The organism is Shewanella youngdeokensis (genome assembly GCF_033180165.1).
Classification (GTDB): domain Bacteria; phylum Pseudomonadota; class Gammaproteobacteria; order Enterobacterales; family Shewanellaceae; genus Shewanella; species Shewanella youngdeokensis.
The window spans coordinates 1,827,248-1,849,329 of the sequence record NZ_CP136522.1 but is presented as its reverse complement, the minus strand read 5'-3'; the positions used below and the strand labels follow the sequence as shown (position 1 = coordinate 1,849,329).

The window sequence follows — 22,082 nt, the reverse complement described above, 5'->3', positions numbered from 1 at the left end:
ATTTTTAACCCTGTCGCAAGCAGTTTAAAAGTCACCCTAGCTACGGTAAACTACCGTTTATGTTCTAAAAATTAAAATGAAGTTCAATTATGTCTAAAGCTGTTGTCGTTTTTAGTGGTGGTCAAGATTCAACTACCTGCCTTATACAAGCACTCTCTCAGTTCGATGAAGTACACGGGATCACATTTGATTATGGCCAACGCCATAGAGAAGAAATCGAAATAGCAAAACAACTTGCCAGCCATTTTAAGTTGGCTTCACATAAAGTTATGGACGTAACATTGCTGAACGAGTTAGCCATTTCAGCTTTAACGCGCGACTCAATTCCAGTGTCTAATGACCTAATGGATAACGGCCTACCGAACACTTTTGTCCCAGGGCGTAATATTTTATTTTTAACTTTAGCTGGGATCTATGCCTATCAACTGGGTGCCGACGTGATTATTACCGGCGTATGTGAAACCGACTTTTCTGGCTATCCCGATTGCCGTAATGAGTTCATTCAATCAATGCAAACCGCATTAATGAAAGGTATGGACCAACAACTTGAGATCCGCACTCCCTTAATGTGGCTAAATAAGGCTGAAACATGGGCTTTAGCTGATAAATACCACAGTCTAGAGCTAGTACGGCACCAAACATTAACATGTTACAACGGCCTGATTGGAGATGGTTGCGGCACCTGCCCCGCCTGCTTACTGCGTAAAAATGGCTTAGAAGAATACTTGGCTAACCCTGAAGCAATTCAAGCACAATTAGCAGAAAAATGTCACAACTAGCTCCGTTAACCAAGCGTCTATATTTAACCGCAGCCCTAATTAGTACCCTCTGTGTGGTGCTCTTTTATGCAGATTTAGCAGACCAATTAGCTTTTCGCCGTGATTTGATTACAGAGGGCCAGTGGTGGCGTTTACTCACCGGCAATTTTTTGCACACTAACGATTGGCATTTACTCATGAACCTCGCGGGACTGTGGGTCATTTTGTTATTGCATGAGCAACATTACAGTGCAACATCACTGAGTGTATTGGTGCTCAGCCTTGGATGTATGCAAGGTCTTGGGTTACTTTTGTTTTTTCCTGATACATTTGGCTACGTCGGCTTAAGCGGTTTGCTACACGGTATATTTGTATTTGGTGCGGTCATGGATACAACTAAAGGGTTTAAAATAGGTTACTTACTCACACTAGGTGTAATAGCGAAGGTTCTATACGAGCAGTGGTTTGGTGCAAGCACCGAGTTAACAGCGCTCATTAATGCAACCGTGGCAACAGAAGCCCATCTTGTAGGCTTACTCAGTGGATTTATTTGTTTAGCACCGATGTTGGTGTGTAAACGGATGAAAAAATAGGAGCCATATCATAATCGATAACCTCCTAATTAAGCTCAAGTAAGGCATCTAATAACACTGTCTTACTTGAGCTGACCTAGCTTATGCTTTAATGAACTGCTCGCGTAGTCGTCCAACGGTATCTCTTAATGCAGCAGCTTGCTCAAATTCAAGGTTTTTAGCATGCTCATGCATCTGCTTTTCAAGTTTATCGATTTCATGACTAATATCTGCAGGGTTAACAAGGTACTCACTTCCCTCCTCGGCCACACGACGAGAAGTTTCAGACTCGCTCTCGCCAACATCCATCACATCAGTGATACGTTTGATCACTCCTTTAGGCGTGATGCCGTGGTCGAGGTTATATTGGTGCTGCATTTCTCTACGCCGATTAGTTTCGGTTATCGCTTTATCCATCGATTTAGTTATACGATCACCATAAAGAATAACTTTACCATTAACATTACGGGCTGCACGACCAATGGTCTGTATGAGTGAACGTTCAGAACGTAAAAAACCTTCTTTATCGGCGTCAAGGATACACACTAGTGATACTTCAGGCATATCGAGCCCTTCACGCAATAAGTTAATTCCGATCAAAACATCAAAAACACCAAGCCTTAGATCTCGTATGATCTCTACGCGCTCAACAGTATCGATGTCTGAATGCAAATACCTCACCTTCACGCCATGTTCATCTAAATATTCAGATAGATCTTCTGACATTCTTTTAGTCAATGTGGTAACTAACACACGTTCATTTACCGCTACTCGCTTAGCAATCTCTGACAATAGATCGTCGACCTGCGTAGCAACTGGCCTAACTTCAATTTCAGGATCAAGTAGACCTGTCGGCCGCACCACTTGCTCTGCTATCTCACCATTGGACTTATCTATCTCATAATCACTCGGTGTGGCCGAAACAAAAATGCTTTGTGGCATCAGCGCTTCGAACTCTTCAAATTTCAACGGTCGATTATCAAGAGCTGACGGCAATCGGAAACCATATTCAACCAAATTCATTTTACGCGAACGATCACCTTTATACATCGCGCCAATTTGCGGCACGGTGACGTGTGACTCATCAACTATTAGCAAACCATCATCTGGCAAGTAATCAAGTAGTGTTGGCGGGCCATCTCCTGGTGCGCGCCCAGATAAATAGCGGGAGTAATTCTCAATACCGGAGCAATAGCCAAGCTCAGCCATCATCTCAACATCGTATTGCACCCTCTCAGTGATCCGCTGCTCTTCTATTAACTTATTGAGCGATAACAGCTGTTTTTTTCGTTCTCGAAGCTCTTCCTTGATATGTTCGGTTGCCGCAAGAATAGATTCTCGCGGAGTAACATAGTGAGTCTTAGGATAAACCGTTGCGCGCGCAACCCGTTTAACGATATGTCCGGTTAGCGGATCAAACAAACTTAAACGTTCAATTTCGTCATCGAAGAGTTCAACTCTGATGGCATTTTTTTCTGAATCTGCAGGAAATACATCTATGACTTCTCCACGAACTCGGTAAGTACCGCGTTGCAGTTCTACGTCATTACGCTTATATTGCAATTCCGCGAGTCGTTTAAGCATATCTCGCTGGTCCATCACACCCCCTTCACGCAGGTGTAATAGCATTTTCATATAAGACTTAGGATCACCAAGACCGTAGATAGCAGAAACAGATGCAATCAACACCACATCTTTACGCTCTAATAGAGCTTTGGTTGCTGACAAACGCATCTGTTCTATGTGCGCATTAACTGATGCATCTTTTTCTATAAACGTACCCGTAGACGGCACGTAAGCCTCTGGCTGATAGTAGTCATAGTAAGAAACAAAATACTCGACTGCGTTATGTGGAAAAAATTCTTTCATTTCTCCATATAACTGCGCAGCAAGTGTCTTATTCGGCGCCATAATAATCGTTGGCCGTGACATTGTTTTAATCACATTAGCGATGGTGAACGTTTTACCCGAGCCCGTAACCCCTAATAAAGTTTGACTGGCAACTCCAGACTCAAGTCCATCAACGAGTTGTTTAATCGCTGTAGGTTGATCGCCCGCTGGCTGGTAGTGGGATTCTAATTGGAATACAGATTCAGACACTAGGTTTGGCTTCCTCATTTAACTTGACTGCATTTTACCCTATTTATAACTAAGATGGCTCGTACCACCAAAATTTACTCGTATTATGTAAGATCCAAAAAATCAGATCACTAATGTCATACCAATTTGATAAAACTCATTAAAAACAATGACCATCAAAAAAACAATTCAGCCAACCCCATGAATGTCTTGCAAAAGCGAACTCTAACAACATTTACTACCACCTAAGACGCAAACTAAAGTAGTTATGCGCAAATATCGAGCATAACTCGACATACTACCAATGTGATTAAAAGAAATGGTCAGTGATAACCCTCTGTTCAAGCATAGTATTACTAATTTAGACTATTGGCGTGAAAGTTTATGACATTGAATAAATCAATGACTTACCAGCTACTCATTGCTGTAAGCGCCTAAAATAGTGATTTTAATTCACAATTAGCTGAATAAATGCGCTTACAAAGTAGTAACGTCTACTCGAGCAATCAAATTAACTGTTGATTTTTCCATCAATATGTTTTTAAAAGATAAAAAAAAAACTCAACAAAATTGCTCATTTTAAGCTAAACCCAAGGTACATCGGCATTAGCAGGACGTTTTTGAACTTAACCCACAGGCTTATCCACAGATTTAGTGGATAACTCATGGAAACCTTGTCATAGCGCGACTTTTAACCAATTCACTATCACCCACTGCATTTGTCTATTATTTGTTATTTTATTACAAATGACATTTAGGTAACAGAAGCTCAAACGCTTCAATAGTAAAATTTGATTAGCTCAGTCATAGAGAACAATCTAAAACTACGATTAACTCAAACACTTGCATTCTAATCGCTCAGTTAATAGCAAATGTGATGCATTCACCACCACGATGCGCATTAGATGAACACTTAAACACTTAAATGCACTTTTTTTGCATTGTCGAGTTGACTCAGTAGTGAGAGCGATTTAATATGCGCTCCGTCTTCAACGAGACGTAACTTAAACGATTCCCCTGTAGTTCAGTTGGTAGAACGGCGGACTGTTAATCCGTATGTCACTGGTTCGAGTCCAGTCTGGGGAGCCAATGTTTAAGTTAAACAAATATTTATTTGAAATGTAAAAGCGCAATTCCCCTGTAGTTCAGTTGGTAGAACGGCGGACTGTTAATCCGTATGTCACTGGTTCGAGTCCAGTCTGGGGAGCCACTTTTACAAATTATATAAATATTAATGAAAAAAGTAATTCCCCTGTAGTTCAGTTGGTAGAACGGCGGACTGTTAATCCGTATGTCACTGGTTCGAGTCCAGTCTGGGGAGCCACTTTTTCATTGAGTAAGTAATAAAATGTAATTCCCCTGTAGTTCAGTTGGTAGAACGGCGGACTGTTAATCCGTATGTCACTGGTTCGAGTCCAGTCTGGGGAGCCATATTTTATTAGTAAGAAGTAATTAAAAATGCAATTCCCCTGTAGTTCAGTTGGTAGAACGGCGGACTGTTAATCCGTATGTCACTGGTTCGAGTCCAGTCTGGGGAGCCATTTTAATTACGTTTTAGATTTCCGATTCCCCTGTAGTTCAGTTGGTAGAACGGCGGACTGTTAATCCGTATGTCACTGGTTCGAGTCCAGTCTGGGGAGCCATCTAAAACCAAGTCACATCTATATCATTGCGATTCCCCTGTAGTTCAGTTGGTAGAACGGCGGACTGTTAATCCGTATGTCACTGGTTCGAGTCCAGTCTGGGGAGCCATCTTTTTTAGTTCATTTAGCTTTTATATCCATCAAACCAATCATTTCTTACAAATTTCATATCAAGCACATCATAATTCTGTTTAAAATCATTAACAAACCTGTTTATAATGCTCTCAAAGAAATAACTTTTTAGAATTCCATTTATTTTCGATTGTAAGCGAACTCAATATGACCAGCTCCAAGTACTATCAGTTTTTTTTATTCGTTCTTTTCTGTGCAATATCTTTCATCACTTATTCGCTCAATCAAGCAGAGTTAGATCAAGTTAATGACAAACAATTAAGCCAATATAACAGCAGTATTGTTGAGCAAAGTGCATGGCAAGGCACTGGCCTGGCACTTTATGAGCATTTAGATAAACAGTTTGATTTTCAATTTTTTCAATATATTGATAGCACCGATAGTGACAATAGTTTCACTATCGGGCACTTAATCGCCCAGCAAAATGACGTCATACAACAACTTTATCAAACTGATATGGCTTCTACACAAACACTTAGCAACGGTCGTTTACAAGTTAAGCTTGCTGCAACTGAGCAATTAGCTTATTTATCAAACCGATATAAAATCCAATTAATGCTGATTTGGGGATCATTTTTACTGATCGCCGTTGTAAGTATATTTTTTGGTATGCACCAATCTAAAAAGTTTAAGTACTGTGCTAAGGTCATTAAAGAGCTCCCTAACCTCACTTTTCACACCATTCAAAAATCTAAACTGAAAGGTGAATTTAACTTGTTACGAAAAACTCTTGAAACTTGCCAAGTAAATTTGAAAGCCAAGGTTGATGAGTTTAACAGCGCACAAGAGAAATTAACCCGAGCAGCTTTCCAAGATCCGTTAACAGGTATGGGAACTCGAGCTAAGTTCACCGAGAAACTGAATGAAATCTGTGCTCCTAACAGCCAACAACTTGGTGTGCTGTGTATCGTTAAAGCGACAGAACTGGGCCCAATTAACCAAGTGCAGGGTCGCGAAGCCGGTGATAAGTATTTATTACGTATCGCTAATGACATTAGAAAAACGCTAGTAAAATCTGCAGAAGCACTATGTTACCGCACATCTACCGCTGATTTTGCAATCATATTACCCGATGTGTCTTTAAAAGATGGCGCTGCCACTTTTGAACAATTAAAAATCGCTTTTGATGAATACCAACAGCAAATGGGTACTGACTCTATCGCCTATATTGGCTTATGCCCATACCACCATAGTAGCGATGCAGTTTCATTAATGACATTAGGTGATACCGCCGCAAGCATTGCACAAACAATGGGCCCTAATAGTATTCATGTTCAACAGCAATTAAGTGGTGATGAGCTATTTGGTGACAATCGCTGGAAAGCATCAATTGACGATATAATCAAACGTAAAGCGATTAAGTTTTACGCGCAGCCTATTAGTGCGAGCCGCCCTAGCGTAGAGTCATATCGCGAACTTTTATCTCGATTTTATAACAGCCAAGGTAAGTTTTTACCTACAACTACGGTTATTGCAATGGCAGAGCGCCATGGCATGGGCATAGAGTTAGACAAATTGGTGGTATTAAAGACCCTAAGCATGATGGCTTCTACGCCATCTATCACTGGTTTACTTGGGATCAACATCAGTACCTCTTCAGCTAATAATGAACAATTTGTCACATGGCTTAAAAATTTACTGGTTAACCAAAGACATATAGCAGCAAGATTGGTATTTGAAGTTAGTGAATCGGGCATGCAAACCAACCTGACGGCCACCTATCATTTTATTAAAGAAGCTCATAGTGTTGGCGCTCGAGTTTCAATTGAACGCTTCGGTCTTGGTTTCACCTCCTTCAAGTTCTTTAAAGATGTAACTCCAGACTTCATCAAGCTAGACGGAAGTTATACTCAAGGGATTATTACAGATCCACATAACCAATTTTTCGTTAAAATGATTGTCGATATTGCACGTAAACTGACGATTCGAGTCGTTGCTACCAGTGTTGAAAATCAAGAAGAAAAATCGGCTATGGAGCAACTGTTAGTTGATGGTCTTCAAGGTTATTACATTGCAAAACCAAACCCAATAGATGCCACAGCAACGCGAGAACAAAGAGAAATGGTGATGTAATATCGAGCAGGTAGCCACTAAATCAATTAACTCTGCTTTGTTTATGTTGTTAATAGTGGTGGAAAAGTCGATAATAGCGTTAATAATGTCTAAAAAATGAATTGAGATGAGCGAATATCTCCTATTATTGGTCGGCACTGTGCTGGTTAATAATTTTGTATTAGTTAAATTCCTAGGTTTATGCCCTTTTATGGGGGTATCAAGCAAGCTAGAGTCAGCAATTGGTATGTCAATGGCAACCACTTTTGTGCTGACTCTTGCCTCCATTTTAAGTTATCTCGTAAATCAGTACTTACTGTTACCTTTTGATCTAGGTTACTTAAGGACAATGAGCTTTATTCTTGTCATTGCCGTGGTTGTACAATTTACAGAAATGCTCGTGCAAAAAACCAGTGCGTCTTTACATCGTGCTTTAGGTATATATTTACCTTTAATCACCACTAACTGCGCCGTACTCGGTGTTGCTCTACTAAATATTAATGAAGACCACAATTTTTTATCTTCGGCGGTATACGGGTTTAGTGCAGCCGTTGGCTTTTCACTCGTGTTAATTCTCTTTTCTGCGATGCGCGAAAGACTTGCGGCAGCAGATGTCCCTACTCCCTTTAAAGGTGGCGCTATCGCAATGGTAACCGCTGGCTTAATGTCACTAGCATTTATGGGTTTTACAGGATTGGTTAAATAAACATGTCAAGTATTGTAATCGCGGTTATCGTTCTCACGATACTGGCACTTGTCTTTGGCGTTTTGCTAGGGTTTGCTGCCGAAAAATTTAAAGTTGAAGGCAACCCACTCATCGATCAAGTTGAAGCATTATTGCCACAAACACAATGTGGACAATGTGGTTACCCAGGTTGTAAGCCCTATGCCGAAGCCATTGCCAATGGAGACAGTATCAATAAGTGTCCACCTGGCGGCACTGCAACCATGGAAAAGATTGCCGATTTAATGGGGGTTGACCCCGAACCACTTAATGCCGTTGAACAAGTGCAAGAAAAAAAAGTCGCTTACATTCGAGAAGAAGAGTGTATTGGTTGTACTAAGTGCATCCAAGCTTGCCCCGTTGATGCTATTTTGGGTTCAGGTAAGTTGATGCATACCGTTATTATGGATTATTGTACTGGGTGCGATCTTTGTGTTGCTCCCTGCCCGGTTGATTGCATCGACATGCTACCAATTCAACAAACAACAAGAACATGGGATTGGCAATTAAATTCAATTCCAGTGAAACAAGTTCAAGAGGATCCGCAGTGCTAACTTTATTAGAACAAATTGATAAAGGAATGCTTTGGCGTTCGCATGGTGGTATTCACCCCCCAGAATTAAAGTCACTTTCGAATAAAACCGCCATTGCGACTTTACCGCTGGCGCAGCAATTTGTGCTTCCCATTCCACAAGTGGGCGAAAGTGCACTATTGAATGTCAAATTAGGCGATTACGTCTTAAAAGGTCAGGCACTAACCTCTGGGACTAGTTTCGCGCATTGTCCGGTTCATGCCCCAACATCAGGGCAAATAACAGCAATAAAACCTATGCCAAGCAACCATGCATCTGGCATTCCAGTACTAAGCTGTATTTTAACCGCTGATGGCCTAAACAATGCCGTCCCTGCCACGGCATGCGATGCATCAACACTTACAAATCAACAAATTTTGCAAAAAATCCAGCAAGCAGGCATTGCTGGGTTAGGCGGAGCGGCATTTCCAACTCATATTAAATTGAGTCCAGCCAGCGTTATAGAATTAGTGATTATTAACGGCATAGAATGTGAGCCTTATATCACCTCTGACGACCGATTAATGCAGCAGCATAGCGATGAAATTGTTGCAGGCATCGCCATTATTGAGCGTTTGCTGTCACCAAAACGTATCGTTATAGCAATCGAAGACAACAAGCCTGAAGCCATAGATGCAATGCAGCACTCGCTTAACCGCAGCGAGCTCAATGGTGATAATGTTAGGGTCACTCCAGTACCGACTAAATACCCATCTGGTGGCGAAAAACAGTTAATTCAAATTTTAACAGGCCAAGAAGTACCATCGGGTGCGATCCCCGCGCAGCTTGGTATGTTAGTACAAAACGTCGGTACTGCTTACGCCATCCAAGATGCGGTTAGCAACGGTAAACCGTTAACAGAACGCGTGGTAACAGTCACTGGACTAAATAGCAATAAACCTGGTAATTACTGGGTACCAATTGGCACGCCTGTAGAACACATACTTAAAACAAGTGGTTTTAAAGGTAAGTTAACACAAGATAAAGTCATTATTGGCGGTCCAATGATGGGCCACGAATTACCCAATATTGACGCGCCGGTACTAAAAGGCACCAACTGTGTGTTACTGCCAAGTGATAGCGAAATATCTTCAGAGCAGCCTGAAAAACCCTGTATTCGCTGCGGCGAGTGTGCGGTGGTATGCCCTGCTTTATTATTACCGCAACAGCTGTTTTGGCACTCCCAAGCACAAGAGTTTGATAAAGCTGCGAGTTTCAATTTACGCGATTGCATTGAGTGTGGTTGCTGTAGCTATGTCTGCCCAAGCGATATTCCTTTAGTGGAATATTTCCGAGTGGCTAAGTCGGCATTGCGCACTGAAGCAGAAGAAAAGAAACAAGCAGATCTTGCTAAACAACGTTTCGATGCAAAGCAGCAACGATTAGAAGATGAAAAAATAGCCCGCGAAGCCAAAGCAAAAGAAGCGGCTGAACGCCGTAAGCAGAGCATGACTGGCACAGCCAAGAATGCAGTAGCAGAAGCGATGGCAAGAATTAAAGCAAAAAATGCAGCTGACGCCGTCGCGTCTGTTAATGAGCCGCCAGCAGACGATAAAAAAGCGCAAGTTGCGGCAGCAATAGCACGCGCCAAAGCCAAGAAAGGCGCTACAGCTTTGACTACTGACGCCCCGGCAGATGACAAGAAGGCAAAAATCAACGCGGCTATAGCACGTGCTAAAGCAAAAAAAGCACAACACTCAAGCTCAGCAGCTGAAGAAGTCGCAGAGGTTGTTGACGACAAACAAGCCAAAATTGCCGCTGCAATTGCAAGAGCCAAAGCAAAAAAACAGCAGCAAGCCGCTTCGTCCGACAAAACCACGCCAACTAGCACTTTGACGGCAAGCGAAACCCTGGCTGACACTACACCTGAGGTAGTAAAGTCTCCAGCAGAAGTCAAAAAAGCCCGGGTTGCCGCAGCCATCGCCAAAGCCAAAGCGAAAAAAATGACTGCTAGTGATGAAAATAATAGCGACTCAGCATTGGTAACCGCCAACATTGAAGCCACGGTTCAACACAACACTGACACAACGACTGATCTAAGCAATACAGAGCCTACAGATAATGTAGCCTTGTCAGCTGCCGAGCAGAAAAAGGCCCGGATCGCTGCTGCTGTCGCCAAAGCTAAAGCGAAAAAAATGACTGCTAGTGATGAAAATAATAGCGGCTCAGCATTGGTAACCGCCAACATTGAAACCACGGCTCAACACAACACTGACACAACGACTGATCTAAGCAATACAGAGCCTGCAGAAAATGTAGCCTTGTCAGCTGCCGAGCAGAAAAAGGCCCGGATCGCTGCTGCTGTCGCCAAAGCTAAAGCGAAAAAAATGACTGCTAGTGATGAAAATAATAGCGGCTCAGCATTGGTAACCGCCAACATTGAAGCCTCGGTTCAACACAACACAGACACAACGACTGAGCTGAGCAATACAGAGCCTGCAGATAGTGTAGTCTTGTCAGCTGCCGAGCAGAAAAAAGCCCGTATCGCTGCAGCTGTCGCCAAAGCTAAAGCAAAAAAAGCGCAAGCTACATTGCAAGAGAAGGATTAATTAATGGCATTCAAGTTAGCCTCATCGCCACACTTCAAAGCACAAATGCAGACAAAAACTGTCATGCAAAGGGTTATTTTATGTGCCCTGCCCGGAATAGCAACCCAGTGGTATTTTTTTGGTTGGGGTGTGCTAATTCAAGTGTGTCTGGCCATTATGGTAGCGCTCTTAAGCGAAGCGGTGGTCTTAAAACTGCGAAACCGCCCTATCAAGGCAACAGTAAGTGACAACAGCGCCATTTTAACGGCATTGTTAATTGGTATTTCTATTCCTTCTATCGCGCCTTGGTGGCTAGTTGTTGTAGGAACTGTATTTGCAATTGTTATTGTTAAACACCTTTACGGCGGTTTAGGGCAAAATATTTTTAACCCCGCAATGGCGGCCTACGTCATGTTACTGATCTCTTTTCCAGTACAGATGACTAGCTGGAGCTTACCATTAACATTGGCTCAAACGCCGATGGATTTATCACTGACACTTAGCGCGATTTTTGGTGCAATGACACCAGAGCAACTCAACCTATACAAACTTGGTGTCGATGGAATAGCAATGGCTACGCCGCTTGATACGTTACGGACAGATTTGTCGCTTGGCTTAACTATGCCAGAGAGTTTAAACAAAGCCCTATTTGCTAATGGTTTTGGCGTAGGATGGTTTTGGGTAAACGTAGCCTACCTAGTCGGTGGATTAGCGATGATAAAGTTAAAGCTTATCCGTTGGCACATTAGTTTTGCTGTGATTGCATCAATATTTATTTGCTCAAGCTTTGGTTACCTAATTAGCCCAGACACACACGTTGGTCCATTATTACAGCTGTTTTCTGGTGCAACGATGTTAGCCGCATTTTTTATTGCAACAGATCCAGTGACTGCAGCAACCAGCGTACGTGGACGATTGCTATTTGGTGCACTAATAGGCACTTTAGTGTATGTGATCCGTACTTTTGGCGGCTACCCTGATGCCTTTGCTTTTGCCGTTTTACTGGCAAACCTATGTGCGCCGTTTATTGATTACTATGTCAAACCACGTAGTTATGGTCATCGTTCAGGCCGTTGAGCCTTGTTACAACCCACATTACGGTAATCTATAGATGTTCATAATCAGTTTAGAGACAATATGTTGAAAAAATCAATGTTAAAAAACGGCCTGTTACTTGGACTTTTTGCCCTGCTTTGCACCGGGCTCGTGGCAGTGGTTAACCAATTAACTTTCGCAAAAATTAAGCAGCAAGAACAAATTGAACTTTCAAGAGTTTTGCAGCAACTAATTCCGGCACAATTGTACAATAACGCACTCACGCAGCATTGCATTACTATTGCCCCAAACCCGTTTATGGGCACAACTAAGCCTCTACCTGCGTATATTGCTACTAAAAATGGTACTGCCGTCGCCATTGCCATAGAAACCATTGCACCCGATGGTTATAACGGAGATATTAAGATCATTATCGGTCTAGACCATACCGGCAAGGTGTTGGGAGTTCGCACCTTAGCCCACCAAGAAACACCAGGGTTAGGTGACAAAATTGAATTAAGAAAGTCGGACTGGGTAACCTCTTTTAATGGCTTATCCATTTTATTGAACACCGACAAGCGTTGGAACGTGAAAAAAGACGGTGGTGACTTTGACCAATTTACGGGCGCAACAATTACACCTCGCGCCTATGTTAAAGCAGTAAAAAATGCCACTTTGTATTTTAATGCGCATAAAGATGAGCTTTTTAGCACACCCGTCACCTGTGGGGTAACAAATGAGTAATTACAAGGAACTAGCCTGGCAAGGCCTGTGGAAAAACAATCCAGGTTTAGTGCAGTTATTAGGCCTGTGCCCTCTGCTTGCCGTAACAGGAACGTTAACCAATGCCTTAGGTTTAGGTTTGGCAACGTTGCTAGTGCTCGTTGGATCAAATATTTTAGTGTCGTTAGTACGCGATTATGTACCAAAAGAGATCCGCATCCCTGTTTTTGTAATGATCATTGCCGCTCTTGTTACCACAGTGCAGTTGCTAATAAATGCTTATGCTTATGGCTTATACCTTTCCCTAGGTATATTTTTGCCGCTTATTGTTACCAACTGCTTGATCATCGGTAGAGCTGAAGCGTTTGCTTCGCGCAATAGTGTCGCCAAAGCGGCATTTGACGGTATCATGATGGGCTTAGGTTTTACCTTAGTATTGTGTGCTTTAGGTGCAAGCCGTGAAATACTTGGCCAAGGTACTCTGTTTTACGGCGCGGAACAATTACTGGGTGATTGGGCAAAAGGTTTAACTATTGAGCTGTGGCAGGTTGATACGACCTTCCTATTAGCCATGCTACCTCCTGGCGCGTTTATTGGAATGGGGCTGCTTATCGCACTTAAAAATGTTATTGATAACACCCTTGAAACTAGGCGCCCAGATCCCCAGCAAGAAGCACCTGCTCGGGTACGCATTACTAAAGTCAATTAATCGTGGTGGCTGATGCTCATAGTCGCTATTTATTCGCAAATAATTGACTGTAGCATCACCATTAGCATGATTTGCTGATGTTATTTCGCTTTATCAATTTAATAAAAGATAGCCTCGACGGAGCCAATAATGAATGCAGAAAAGCGCCGTATTATTTTAGAGCGACTAAGAGCAAACAACCCTCACCCTAAAACTGAGCTTAATTATTCAAGCCCGTTTGAATTATTAGTTGCTGTCACCCTATCGGCACAAGCTACCGACGTTAGTGTCAATAAAGCGACCGATAAACTATTCCCTATCGCCAATACCGCACATAGCATTGCCGCGTTAGGCGTAGAAGGACTCAAGCAATATATTAAAACCATCGGCTTATATAACAATAAAGCGGTTAATGTAGTAAAAGCTTGTGAAATATTAGTTGAGCAATATAACGGTGAAGTTCCCGAAAACAGGGAGGCGCTAGAAGCCCTTCCTGGCGTGGGCAGAAAAACAGCCAATGTCGTGCTGAATACCGCTTTTGGCTGGCCCACTATAGCGGTGGACACCCACATTGACCGTGTATCTAACCGCACTAAGTTTGCCATAGGTAAAAACGTGGTAGAAGTTGAAAAGAAACTATTAAAAGTCGTGCCTGCAGAATTTAAAGTTGATGTTCACCACTGGTTAATTTTACATGGTCGCTATACCTGTATCGCACGTAAGCCGAGGTGTGGCAGCTGTATAATTGAGGACTTATGCGAGTATAAAGACAAAATCTACCCGGAAGATTAACCTCTATCTTTTATCAATAAAAAAGCCGCATTCGCGGCTTTTTTTAATACATACAAATAAAGAAAATAGACAGAACAACCGCAATAATAACGCTAACACCCAGCGACATTTTTAATTCAGTTTGCATCGATAACTCCTTAAGTAAGAAAATTCATACTATAAGAAAAAGTGCAGCTTCTCAGGCAAACTTATCTATTTTGTGACCCAAGTTCAGACTAATTAACCTTAACCATACCACCTCGGAAACAAAGCATATTTACGGCCTCAATTTTAGATATACTTAGCCATAAAAATGTTCAATAACGATTTACAATAAGCAACAATTGATGAGGCTAATATGGCACAGTTATTACATACCATGCTCCGCGTGGGAAATTTAGAACGTAGTATCGAATTTTACACTCAAGTTATGGGTATGAAATTATTACGCAAAAGCGAAAACAGCGAATACAAATATACACTGGCCTTTGTAGGTTATAGCGATGAGTCAACCGGTAGTGCTGTAGTTGAGTTAACGTATAACTGGGGAACAGAAGTATATGATATAGGTAATGCTTTTGGTCACTTAGCCATTGGTGAGGCCGATATTTACGCACGTTGTGAAGCCATCACACAAGCCGGTGGTAAGGTTATACGTCCAGCGGGACCTGTTGCAGGCGGCACTACTGAAATTGCGTTTGTAGAGGACCCAGATGGTTATAAAATCGAACTAATTCAAATGAGCTCAGCTCAAAATGGTCTTGGCTGAGATTTAAAGTGAAATATAGCCAAAAAAAAAGCGCCTTTCGGCGCTTTTTTATTGAGTTATCAATTTAGAACTTAGCCGTTACACCAGCATAGTATTGACGACCCACGGTATCGTAAACTTCTGGAACCGTACCACCATCACTACCGTTAGATACTGATGAAGGCAACTCGTCAGTTAGGTTTTTAACACCACCAGTTACCATCCAAGTGTCATTGATGAAGTAGCTAGCTGAAATATTGTGGTAAAGCACTGAATCAACTTTAGTGCCTGCACCTAAATCATCCATTTCACCGATAAAGCGGTTGAAGTACATTACGCTCCAATCATCTTGGCTGGCTTTGATGCTGAAGTTGTTACGCAATTCAGCATAAGCACCGAAGTTACCATCGATAGTATTGGTGTAATCAACACCATCTTGTTCAAAATTCAACAAGTAAGTCGTATCGTTGCTAACAGTCCAATCTAGGTTTGCCGCTTCAAAGCTGTAAGCTAAGTTAAAGTCAATACCGCTAGTATCTTGGTAACCAACGTTTGTTAGCGCACTAGTTAGGTTAGATAAGTCACCGTTTGAACCAATGTTAAACGCTTCACATGCTGATGTATCACCGGCATAACAGTTATCTAAGCCATTTTGCACATCCATACGTGCAATTGCATTTTTAACTTTAAAGCGCCAGTAATCAACCGTTAGAGACATACCTTCTACATAGCTTGGCGAGTAAACTAAACCAGCAGTGTATGACTCAGACTCTTCTGGTTGTAGGTTTTCATCAGATGTACGGTTTACTAGGATTTGAGCATCTTGCTCATTGCCCCAAGGGTCAGTTAGGTAATCATATGAACCTGAGTTACCAGCATATAATTCACTAATACTTGGTGCGCGGAAGCCAGTCGCTGCAACAGTACGGACCATTAAGTCATCAGTTGCTTCGTAAGTTAGACCAATTTTCCAAGTTGATGCGTTACCAAAAGTAGAGTAATCATCAAAGCGCAGTGCAAATTCACCGGTTAGCTTTTCGCTAAATGGAATACTGACTTCTTGGAAGACAGAAATAACATTGTAATCGCCATCAGTTGGATCTTGTTGTGCAGAGGTACTTTCACCCGCAACTACAACTGGATCTGGATTGTAGTAACCACTTTCGTAACGGTACTCAGCACCCATAGCAAATGCAACGGCACCTGCATCAAGGTCGAAAAGCTCGCCGCTAATACCAGCTGAAACAACATGCTGCTCATTACCACCATCAGACTGTTCGTCGTAAGTTACGCTATCAAGTGCTGCTTGGTCGGTCATTGGCTGACCAGTTAACCAAGGATCTTGGTCTGCATAAATGGCATTAGCCATTGAGGTACCGTTAATTGAGTTAACAACCGCAGTATCAGCTTTGTTTTTACCGTAAGTGTAAGAAAGATCCCAGTCCATACCGGTATTAATATCTGCTGTACCGGCTAAAGAAGCTGATACACGCATAGTATCGGTATCTTGCTCATAAATACGTGGGCCAACATCGTTCATACGTTTACGGTAATTTACTTGACCATTTTCGTCTGCCTCGATACCTGCATCAATCATATCTTGATCAAGCTCTAAACAGGTAGAAGCGTCATCACCGGCTTCACATACATCAAGCATAATGTTTGCTGGTTGTGCAGCCATTTGCTGATGAGATTTACGCTTGGTGTACAGAATGTCACCAGTAAATACTAAATCGTCACCAAACTCTTCGGTCATGTTAGCAAATAAGCTGTAGCGCTTACTTGGAGTTTGGTAATAGCTGTCTTGCGTGTAATCATAACTTTCTTCACGATCTACCCAGTTGCCATTATCATCCTTAACCATGCCACCTAGAGAGCCATTTGGAATGAATGAACTTTCTCCTGCAGGAGTAAAGTCACGATCAGCTTGAATAACACCTTTACGCTCAGAGTAAGCAGCACCAATGGTGTAATTACCAGTGTCAGTATTAAAGCCGTAAAGGGCACTGATTTCACCGTTCTCGCCATCACTCTTATCAGTCATGCCACCAGTAACTTCAACTTGGAAACCATCGAAGTCTTTTTTGGTGATAATGTTAACAACACCTGCAATCGCATCTGAACCATAAACGGCTGATGCACCATCTTTAAGGATTTCAACGCGTGCAATCATTGCAACAGGAATAGAGTTAAGATCCACTGAGCTATCAGCTCCTGAACCTGAGTTAACCATACGGCGGCCGTTTAGCAGTACTAGCGTACGAGCAGAGCCCATACCGCGAAGGTCAACTTGAGCAACACCGTCTGAACCATTATTACTGCTAGAGCCCATAGCTGCACCAGCCATAGATGTTTGTGCTTGTAGCATTTGGTCTACAGAAGTAAAGCCTTCTGCTTTAATAGTTGCAGCGTCAATAACAGTAACTGGAGAAGCAGTTTCCATGTCTTGGCGTTGAATACGAGAGCCGGTAACAGCAATTCGTTCTACTTTTGCTTCTTCAGCAGCAACGCCTGCAGTTGAAACCGTAATGGCTGATGTTGATACGGATGCGATCAACCCGAATTTTATCGCTGAGGCCAATTTGGATGGTCTGTTCATTTCTTCGTACTCCCTACACTTAATTTATTGTTATATACGTCATTTGTTATCACTGACGTTGTTAGGGATACTGCAATTTCACGTTTATGCCGTCAATCCACCAAAGCGTTAACCATTCACCTTAAGTTGTTAATTAAAAGCTTATTTTACGTAACGAGCGCTCGAACCCGCCAACATTAAAAAGTAGCTTGATCACAACAGCAGCACCAAACACTGCTAATTCAGCGACCAGCAGAATATATAACTACCGCAACTGCAACCATTCTGTAACAATGTTAATATCCACTTATGCGACACTGATCACAATACATGTGATTATTTTTTAGTAAAAGACATTTTTTACGCATCAACCTTTCTAGTTTGTGCATGTTTAATTCGTTAATTTGCGGTTATCTGTCAGTTTTACTGTATATTTATCAAACAGAAGATACACCTTTAAATGTTAAAATTCGCAACATAAACCTAGCCCTGCGCCAACCACAGCAAACTAAGCTCAACAAACCACGCATTAGCCCAACAAATAATTCATCTCAACCCACAGAATAAGTACGCAGTTTTCCTCAATAATCACCCACTTTCATACGCAACCACCATATTAATACCCACAACTGTATACTTTATAGCACTGCAAAACTTCATTTAAGGTTAACGTTACATACATACTTTGATTGCTACTTGCTCTTCTAACTCTGCTCTTCCAAAACGACAATATGCCTCAATGAGCGCTGTAGGCTGAGCCACAAGGCAGCGGTAAAATTAAGGGCAATTGCGTGATAGATAAAGAATATTAATTTTTTGCTTTTCACATTAACTTTCAGGTTAGCTTAATTAGCAGTAGAAGAGTTGTTAACGAAATGAGGAGAGGATCAGGCAAGTCGAGGTTAAAAAAATGAATTAAAAAAGCGACCTTGTGAAAACGCCGCTTTTTTCATTGATAAATAATATTATTGGTAATTAATCTCAACCACATAATCGATGTCCATATGGCCGGTTTTATTTGTCGACAATACCTTTAACTCTCCACCGACATAAACAGCTGTATCATCATTAAGCGTGATAGATAACGTTTGACTGCCATTGGATAATATAGGCGTAAATTGCACATAGCCGTTTGTAGCGGACTTTACATTAATTTGTACCGGTGAGCCTTTACTACCTTGCAGACTAATTTTACCTAAGGTTGAAACCGACTCAGCACATGCATCGCCTATTCTACCCATTGTTGTTAGTTTACAGGTTCCGTGCTGTTGGTTATAGATCTCACCCATTTGGATAGCGCTCACTTGCGAAATGTTGACGGGTAAAACAAGGTTAAAATTGGCTTGGCCAATAGTGGTGGCTAACACAGTAGTTAGTAGCATAGGGATTCAAAAATATTTCACAAGTGAATAAAGACGGAGTATAGTCGCGGTTTAATGAGCGAGCCAATAGCAGGCTAAGCTAAAGTACGATTTCATCTAGCTGAATAAAGGCGCCAGGTTTGAGATCGATCACTTCATACAATGTGTTGTCGATCCACAGTTCATATTTGTCAGGGACAATTTGCTCCAATATAAACACCCCGTCATACTCCACGCGAGTATAGTATTGTTCGGTGCCATTAATTGATTGAAGCGTAACCTCTACGCCTTTTGCTGTTCGCCTATTACCTTTATCATTTTTTATTACATAACCTTCAATTTCAGCAGTAAACATCACTGGAAACAAAATAGGTTGAATATAACCAGAGTGTGCATTAACACTAATGATACTGGCGGCAGGCACTAAAAAAGGATCTGGCAAGCTTCGCTCTTGCAACGCCAATTTATGGCTACGGCTAGTTTGCAGTTGGGTAATGAGTATTTCACCTGCATCATCAGTTTTATCTTTATCATTTCGATGGCCAGAAAACTGTAGCCCTGCTAACGGTAGCTCGTCAGGATCAAACAGTCCGTTAGCGTTATCATCTTGAAATGCGATAATTTTTACACTACCAGTATTAATAAAGCTCATGCGATCAACGAGCCAACGTTGACTGTCGCTCTCCCACAACAAACCACTATTCCAACGTAACTGCGCCATCCAGTCACCCGAGCTTTCATTATCAAGTGCAAGGCGCAGAGTGCCATAATCAAATAAATAGGATAACGAATTACGAGTACTAAATTCGCCCTTTGCGTTAGGCCGATAGCGTAACTCTAACTGGTAATTTGCCACGTCATTAATGGCCGCGTTCATATTAGCGATCCACTGCTTAAACTCTAACTCTGGCTCTAGATCTAACTCAACGTAGCTACGCAGTGACCACTTACCAAGTCTACCAGAAATGGCAAATCGTTCGGTCCAGCGTTGTTGCTGGCTCAAGGCTGACCAACGCAGATCGTTACTCCAGTTGATCACCGACATTTGCCCTGAAAGATTAAAGTTAACTTGGCTTTCTTCATTACCATTTTGGTAGTCTTTCCAACTGGTAACGACGCCCCAATTCAGACCTTTGCCATCAACATAACCACTTAAACTCGCATCTATTTGCTGCTTAATGCGCCCATCAGCGTTGTCCCAAGAGTTAAATTGATGATAGTTTTGCCACTGCGCCTGCCAATCAAGTGCTTCCAAACGCCCTTGGATCTCAACACTTGCTGCGTGACCACGGTTGCTGTGCACATAGTTAAGTTGGATCAGTTCTGATCCGCCCAATACACTTACTGACAATTTGGGAAAGAACTGCCAGTTTTCATCGGAATCTTGTTGCTGAATCAATGCAACGCCCGCAGTTAGGTTATCGAGTACGGCCCAGTTTATGTCGGTATAGTATTGCTGAAGATCATCTTGCTCTCGAGACATTATCCCCGCACTAACTCCAATCTCACCTTGCTCCATTACGGATGTATCTAGCAATTTACTAAATGATTCTGTCTTAATTTCTCCATTTGGCCCATATAAGCGTAATTGATACTGATTTAGACCCAAGTAATAAGGGACTTGGTTAAATCGGTAAATGCCATCGGCTTTAACACGTTGCACATCAATTAGACCGTTATTACGATAAAGTTCGACATCCCAACCTGGCTCGACTTCTCCTTCGATCACGATATGCCTCAGATCATTGGTAAATTCGGCCCCAGCGCTAAACCAAGCCCCCAGCCCTGAACTCGACTCAGATACCAACCCAAGATTATGAGACGAGATATTGCCAAACCGATATTGATTTACCCAACCCTCGGCAAATTTTTTGTCAACATATCCCATTAAACTCCGATCATAATCAGACCAAGAATAAGAGACATAACTGCTGTGGCCCAGCACATCAATTCTCGCCTGAGCAGAACCATTTACATCCACGGTGTTATGGTTATCAAACGTTCTCGATTTAAGTCCTAAATCCATATTCAGCGCTAAATCACCCAAGTTGCTGTATTGGGGTGTAATCACCTTAAATGGACCGCTATTAAGGTTTGCCTTTTGAGCATTAAATTTGTCAAATCGTTTCTGCCGTGCAATAAGTTGGCTGAGCGGGATATTATCTGACTCATCAATTGAATATTTTTGTCTCGCTGAATCAAATGAAATATTCAGGCCAAACATCTGCGACAGCACTTGCGCGTCAATGTAAATATCCCAGTCATCAAAGAACACTGCGGTATTATCATTTCTGCAATCTTCATTATTAGTCCAGTACTGCATTAGCTTTTGACTAATGTTGATCTGTCTCTGTTCAGATAAAAACCAGCCATGGGCACTTTTAGACTCCATATCAAGTTGAATTGGCAATAATAACTGCTCCACAATAAATTCTAATGGAATGTAATATTGGTTTTTAAAATGATAAACAAACATCTCATCGCTTAATAACATATCCGCATAGGCGAGTTGAGTAATGATGAAGTGTTCTTCATTAACCGATTGGAGTTGATAAGAGCGAGTAATATTACGATTGCAAGTTGCCGCTACAGGGCGTGATAGCTCCTCAAGACTGCCAACCTTAGCTTCGGCAACGGGAGGCGCAACGGCTAAAGCCGTTGAAGCATTCAGCTTTACGGTGGCTGTTGACATTGCACTAATGCTGGCAGGTGCTGACAACTTTTCTGGTACTTCTAGATTTGATAGTGGATCAGTGCGATGGCGCTCTTCAACCTTGCTGGCCGAATAACTATAATTAATCAGGCTTGCTGTTGGGTTCACAAGATGAAGGTGGTTTTGAGCACTGGTTGCTTTGCTACTCTTTGCGGGATCGATAGCCTCACTAGAAGCTGGTTTGTCTGAATCATAGCTTGTCTTGACTGCTTGCGCTGGTATTGGATCAGGTGCAGTAACACGCTCTTTTAGTATAATTGCTGGTTCTATTATCGGTAATGGACGCTGTTGCAATGACTCGTCATGTTCAATATTAACCAGTGTCGAATTAATCAATGTAACTACAAAAATCGCGGCTAAAACTAGCCCGCGACAAACATGTAAAATACCCAGTTTAATATTCAC

General features: G+C 42.0%; 15 protein-coding genes and 7 tRNA genes. 18 read left to right on the top strand and 4 right to left on the bottom strand.

What is annotated here, in order from left to right; all coding sequences use genetic code 11:
- Positions 1–89: 89 nt before the first annotated feature.
- Positions 90–779 carry a 7-cyano-7-deazaguanine synthase QueC gene (gene queC / locus RGE70_RS07990; RefSeq protein ID WP_310470954.1) on the top strand — a complete coding sequence of 230 codons (690 nt, stop codon included), beginning with the start codon at positions 90–92 and terminating at the stop codon, positions 777–779.
- Positions 767–1,351, top strand: coding sequence for a rhombosortase (gene rrtA / locus RGE70_RS07985; RefSeq protein ID WP_310470953.1), 585 nt, complete (start codon positions 767–769; stop codon positions 1,349–1,351). Before queC ends, rrtA begins: the two co-directional genes overlap by 13 nt.
- A gap of 81 nt (positions 1,352–1,432) precedes the next feature.
- On the opposite strand, the gene uvrB is transcribed toward rrtA, so the two are convergent.
- Positions 1,433–3,430 carry an excinuclease ABC subunit UvrB gene (gene uvrB, locus RGE70_RS07980; RefSeq protein WP_310470952.1) on the bottom strand — a complete coding sequence of 666 codons (1,998 nt, stop codon included), beginning with the start codon at positions 3,428–3,430 and terminating at the stop codon, positions 1,433–1,435.
- A gap of 992 nt (positions 3,431–4,422) precedes the next feature.
- Here uvrB and RGE70_RS07975 point away from each other — a divergent pair.
- The 16 genes from RGE70_RS07975 (at position 4,423) to gloA (ending at position 15,046) form a co-directional block, all read left to right on the top strand.
- Positions 4,423–4,498 (top strand) — tRNA-Asn (locus RGE70_RS07975).
- Positions 4,499–4,543: 45 nt separating this feature from the next.
- Positions 4,544–4,619 (top strand) — tRNA-Asn (locus RGE70_RS07970).
- Positions 4,620–4,657: 38 nt separating this feature from the next.
- Positions 4,658–4,733, top strand: a tRNA-Asn gene (locus RGE70_RS07965).
- Between the two features lie 31 nt (positions 4,734–4,764).
- A tRNA-Asn gene (locus RGE70_RS07960) sits at positions 4,765–4,840 on the top strand.
- Positions 4,841–4,874: 34 nt separating this feature from the next.
- Positions 4,875–4,950 (top strand) — tRNA-Asn (locus RGE70_RS07955).
- A 26-nt stretch (positions 4,951–4,976) separates the two neighbouring features.
- Positions 4,977–5,052, top strand: a tRNA-Asn gene (locus RGE70_RS07950).
- A gap of 33 nt (positions 5,053–5,085) precedes the next feature.
- Positions 5,086–5,161: transfer RNA gene (locus tag RGE70_RS07945), tRNA-Asn, on the top strand.
- A 170-nt stretch (positions 5,162–5,331) separates the two neighbouring features.
- Positions 5,332–7,257 (top strand): EAL domain-containing protein, encoded by a 1,926-nt coding sequence (locus RGE70_RS07940; RefSeq protein WP_310470951.1) that lies wholly within the window; start codon positions 5,332–5,334, stop codon positions 7,255–7,257.
- A 106-nt stretch (positions 7,258–7,363) separates the two neighbouring features.
- Positions 7,364–7,942 carry an electron transport complex subunit RsxA gene (rsxA, locus tag RGE70_RS07935; RefSeq protein ID WP_310470950.1) on the top strand — a complete coding sequence of 193 codons (579 nt, stop codon included), beginning with the start codon at positions 7,364–7,366 and terminating at the stop codon, positions 7,940–7,942.
- 2 nt (positions 7,943–7,944) lie between these two features.
- Positions 7,945–8,514 carry an electron transport complex subunit RsxB gene (rsxB, locus tag RGE70_RS07930; protein ID WP_310470949.1) on the top strand — a complete coding sequence of 190 codons (570 nt, stop codon included), beginning with the start codon at positions 7,945–7,947 and terminating at the stop codon, positions 8,512–8,514.
- Positions 8,508–11,081, top strand: coding sequence for an electron transport complex subunit RsxC (gene rsxC / locus RGE70_RS07925; RefSeq protein WP_310470948.1), 2,574 nt, complete (start codon positions 8,508–8,510; stop codon positions 11,079–11,081). Before rsxB ends, rsxC begins: the two co-directional genes overlap by 7 nt.
- Before the next feature lie 3 nt (positions 11,082–11,084).
- Positions 11,085–12,137, top strand: coding sequence for an electron transport complex subunit RsxD (rsxD, locus tag RGE70_RS07920; RefSeq protein ID WP_310470947.1), 1,053 nt, complete (start codon positions 11,085–11,087; stop codon positions 12,135–12,137).
- A gap of 63 nt (positions 12,138–12,200) precedes the next feature.
- Positions 12,201–12,839 carry an electron transport complex subunit RsxG gene (rsxG, locus tag RGE70_RS07915; protein WP_310472947.1) on the top strand — a complete coding sequence of 213 codons (639 nt, stop codon included), beginning with the start codon at positions 12,201–12,203 and terminating at the stop codon, positions 12,837–12,839.
- The gene (locus tag RGE70_RS07910) at positions 12,832–13,527 is read left to right on the top strand and encodes an electron transport complex subunit E (protein WP_310470946.1); all 696 of its coding nucleotides are present in this window, start codon (positions 12,832–12,834) and stop codon (positions 13,525–13,527) included. Before rsxG ends, RGE70_RS07910 begins: the two co-directional genes overlap by 8 nt.
- A gap of 129 nt (positions 13,528–13,656) precedes the next feature.
- Entirely contained in the window at positions 13,657–14,298 is a 642-nt protein-coding gene (nth, locus tag RGE70_RS07905) for an endonuclease III (RefSeq protein ID WP_310470945.1), read from the top strand.
- A 337-nt stretch (positions 14,299–14,635) separates the two neighbouring features.
- Positions 14,636–15,046, top strand: coding sequence for a lactoylglutathione lyase (gene gloA, locus RGE70_RS07900; RefSeq protein WP_310470944.1), 411 nt, complete (start codon positions 14,636–14,638; stop codon positions 15,044–15,046).
- Between the two features lie 64 nt (positions 15,047–15,110).
- Here gloA and RGE70_RS07895 read toward each other — a convergent pair whose 3' ends face one another.
- The 3 genes from RGE70_RS07895 to RGE70_RS07885 all read right to left on the bottom strand — a co-directional run bounded on the left by RGE70_RS07895 (position 15,111) and on the right by RGE70_RS07885 (position 22,082).
- Positions 15,111–17,624 carry a TonB-dependent receptor plug domain-containing protein gene (locus RGE70_RS07895; protein ID WP_310470943.1) on the bottom strand — a complete coding sequence of 838 codons (2,514 nt, stop codon included), beginning with the start codon at positions 17,622–17,624 and terminating at the stop codon, positions 15,111–15,113.
- Positions 17,625–18,568: 944 nt separating this feature from the next.
- Positions 18,569–18,985, bottom strand: coding sequence for a hypothetical protein (locus RGE70_RS07890; protein WP_310470942.1), 417 nt, complete (start codon positions 18,983–18,985; stop codon positions 18,569–18,571).
- Positions 18,986–19,064: 79 nt separating this feature from the next.
- Positions 19,065–22,082, bottom strand: a complete 3,018-nt coding sequence (locus RGE70_RS07885) for a carboxypeptidase regulatory-like domain-containing protein (RefSeq protein WP_310470941.1) — start codon at positions 22,080–22,082, stop codon at positions 19,065–19,067.

Excerpts from the sequence above, each read along its gene's own strand:
- nth (WP_310470945.1), top strand. The coding sequence starts at position 13,657 with ATGAATGCAGAAAAGCGCCGTATTATTTTAGAGCGACTAAGAGCAAAC.
- RGE70_RS07910 (WP_310470946.1), top strand. The coding sequence starts at position 12,832 with ATGAGTAATTACAAGGAACTAGCCTGGCAAGGCCTGTGGAAAAACAAT.
- gloA (WP_310470944.1), top strand. The coding sequence starts at position 14,636 with ATGGCACAGTTATTACATACCATGCTCCGCGTGGGAAATTTAGAACGT.
- RGE70_RS07890 (WP_310470942.1), bottom strand. The coding sequence starts at position 18,985 with ATGCTACTAACTACTGTGTTAGCCACCACTATTGGCCAAGCCAATTTT.
- rsxA (WP_310470950.1), top strand. The coding sequence starts at position 7,364 with ATGAGCGAATATCTCCTATTATTGGTCGGCACTGTGCTGGTTAATAAT.
- rsxD (WP_310470947.1), top strand. The coding sequence starts at position 11,085 with ATGGCATTCAAGTTAGCCTCATCGCCACACTTCAAAGCACAAATGCAG.
- rrtA (WP_310470953.1), top strand. The coding sequence starts at position 767 with ATGTCACAACTAGCTCCGTTAACCAAGCGTCTATATTTAACCGCAGCC.
- RGE70_RS07895 (WP_310470943.1), bottom strand. The coding sequence starts at position 17,624 with ATGAACAGACCATCCAAATTGGCCTCAGCGATAAAATTCGGGTTGATC.
- rsxB (WP_310470949.1), top strand. The coding sequence starts at position 7,945 with ATGTCAAGTATTGTAATCGCGGTTATCGTTCTCACGATACTGGCACTT.
- queC (WP_310470954.1), top strand. The coding sequence starts at position 90 with ATGTCTAAAGCTGTTGTCGTTTTTAGTGGTGGTCAAGATTCAACTACC.
- RGE70_RS07940 (WP_310470951.1), top strand. The coding sequence starts at position 5,332 with ATGACCAGCTCCAAGTACTATCAGTTTTTTTTATTCGTTCTTTTCTGT.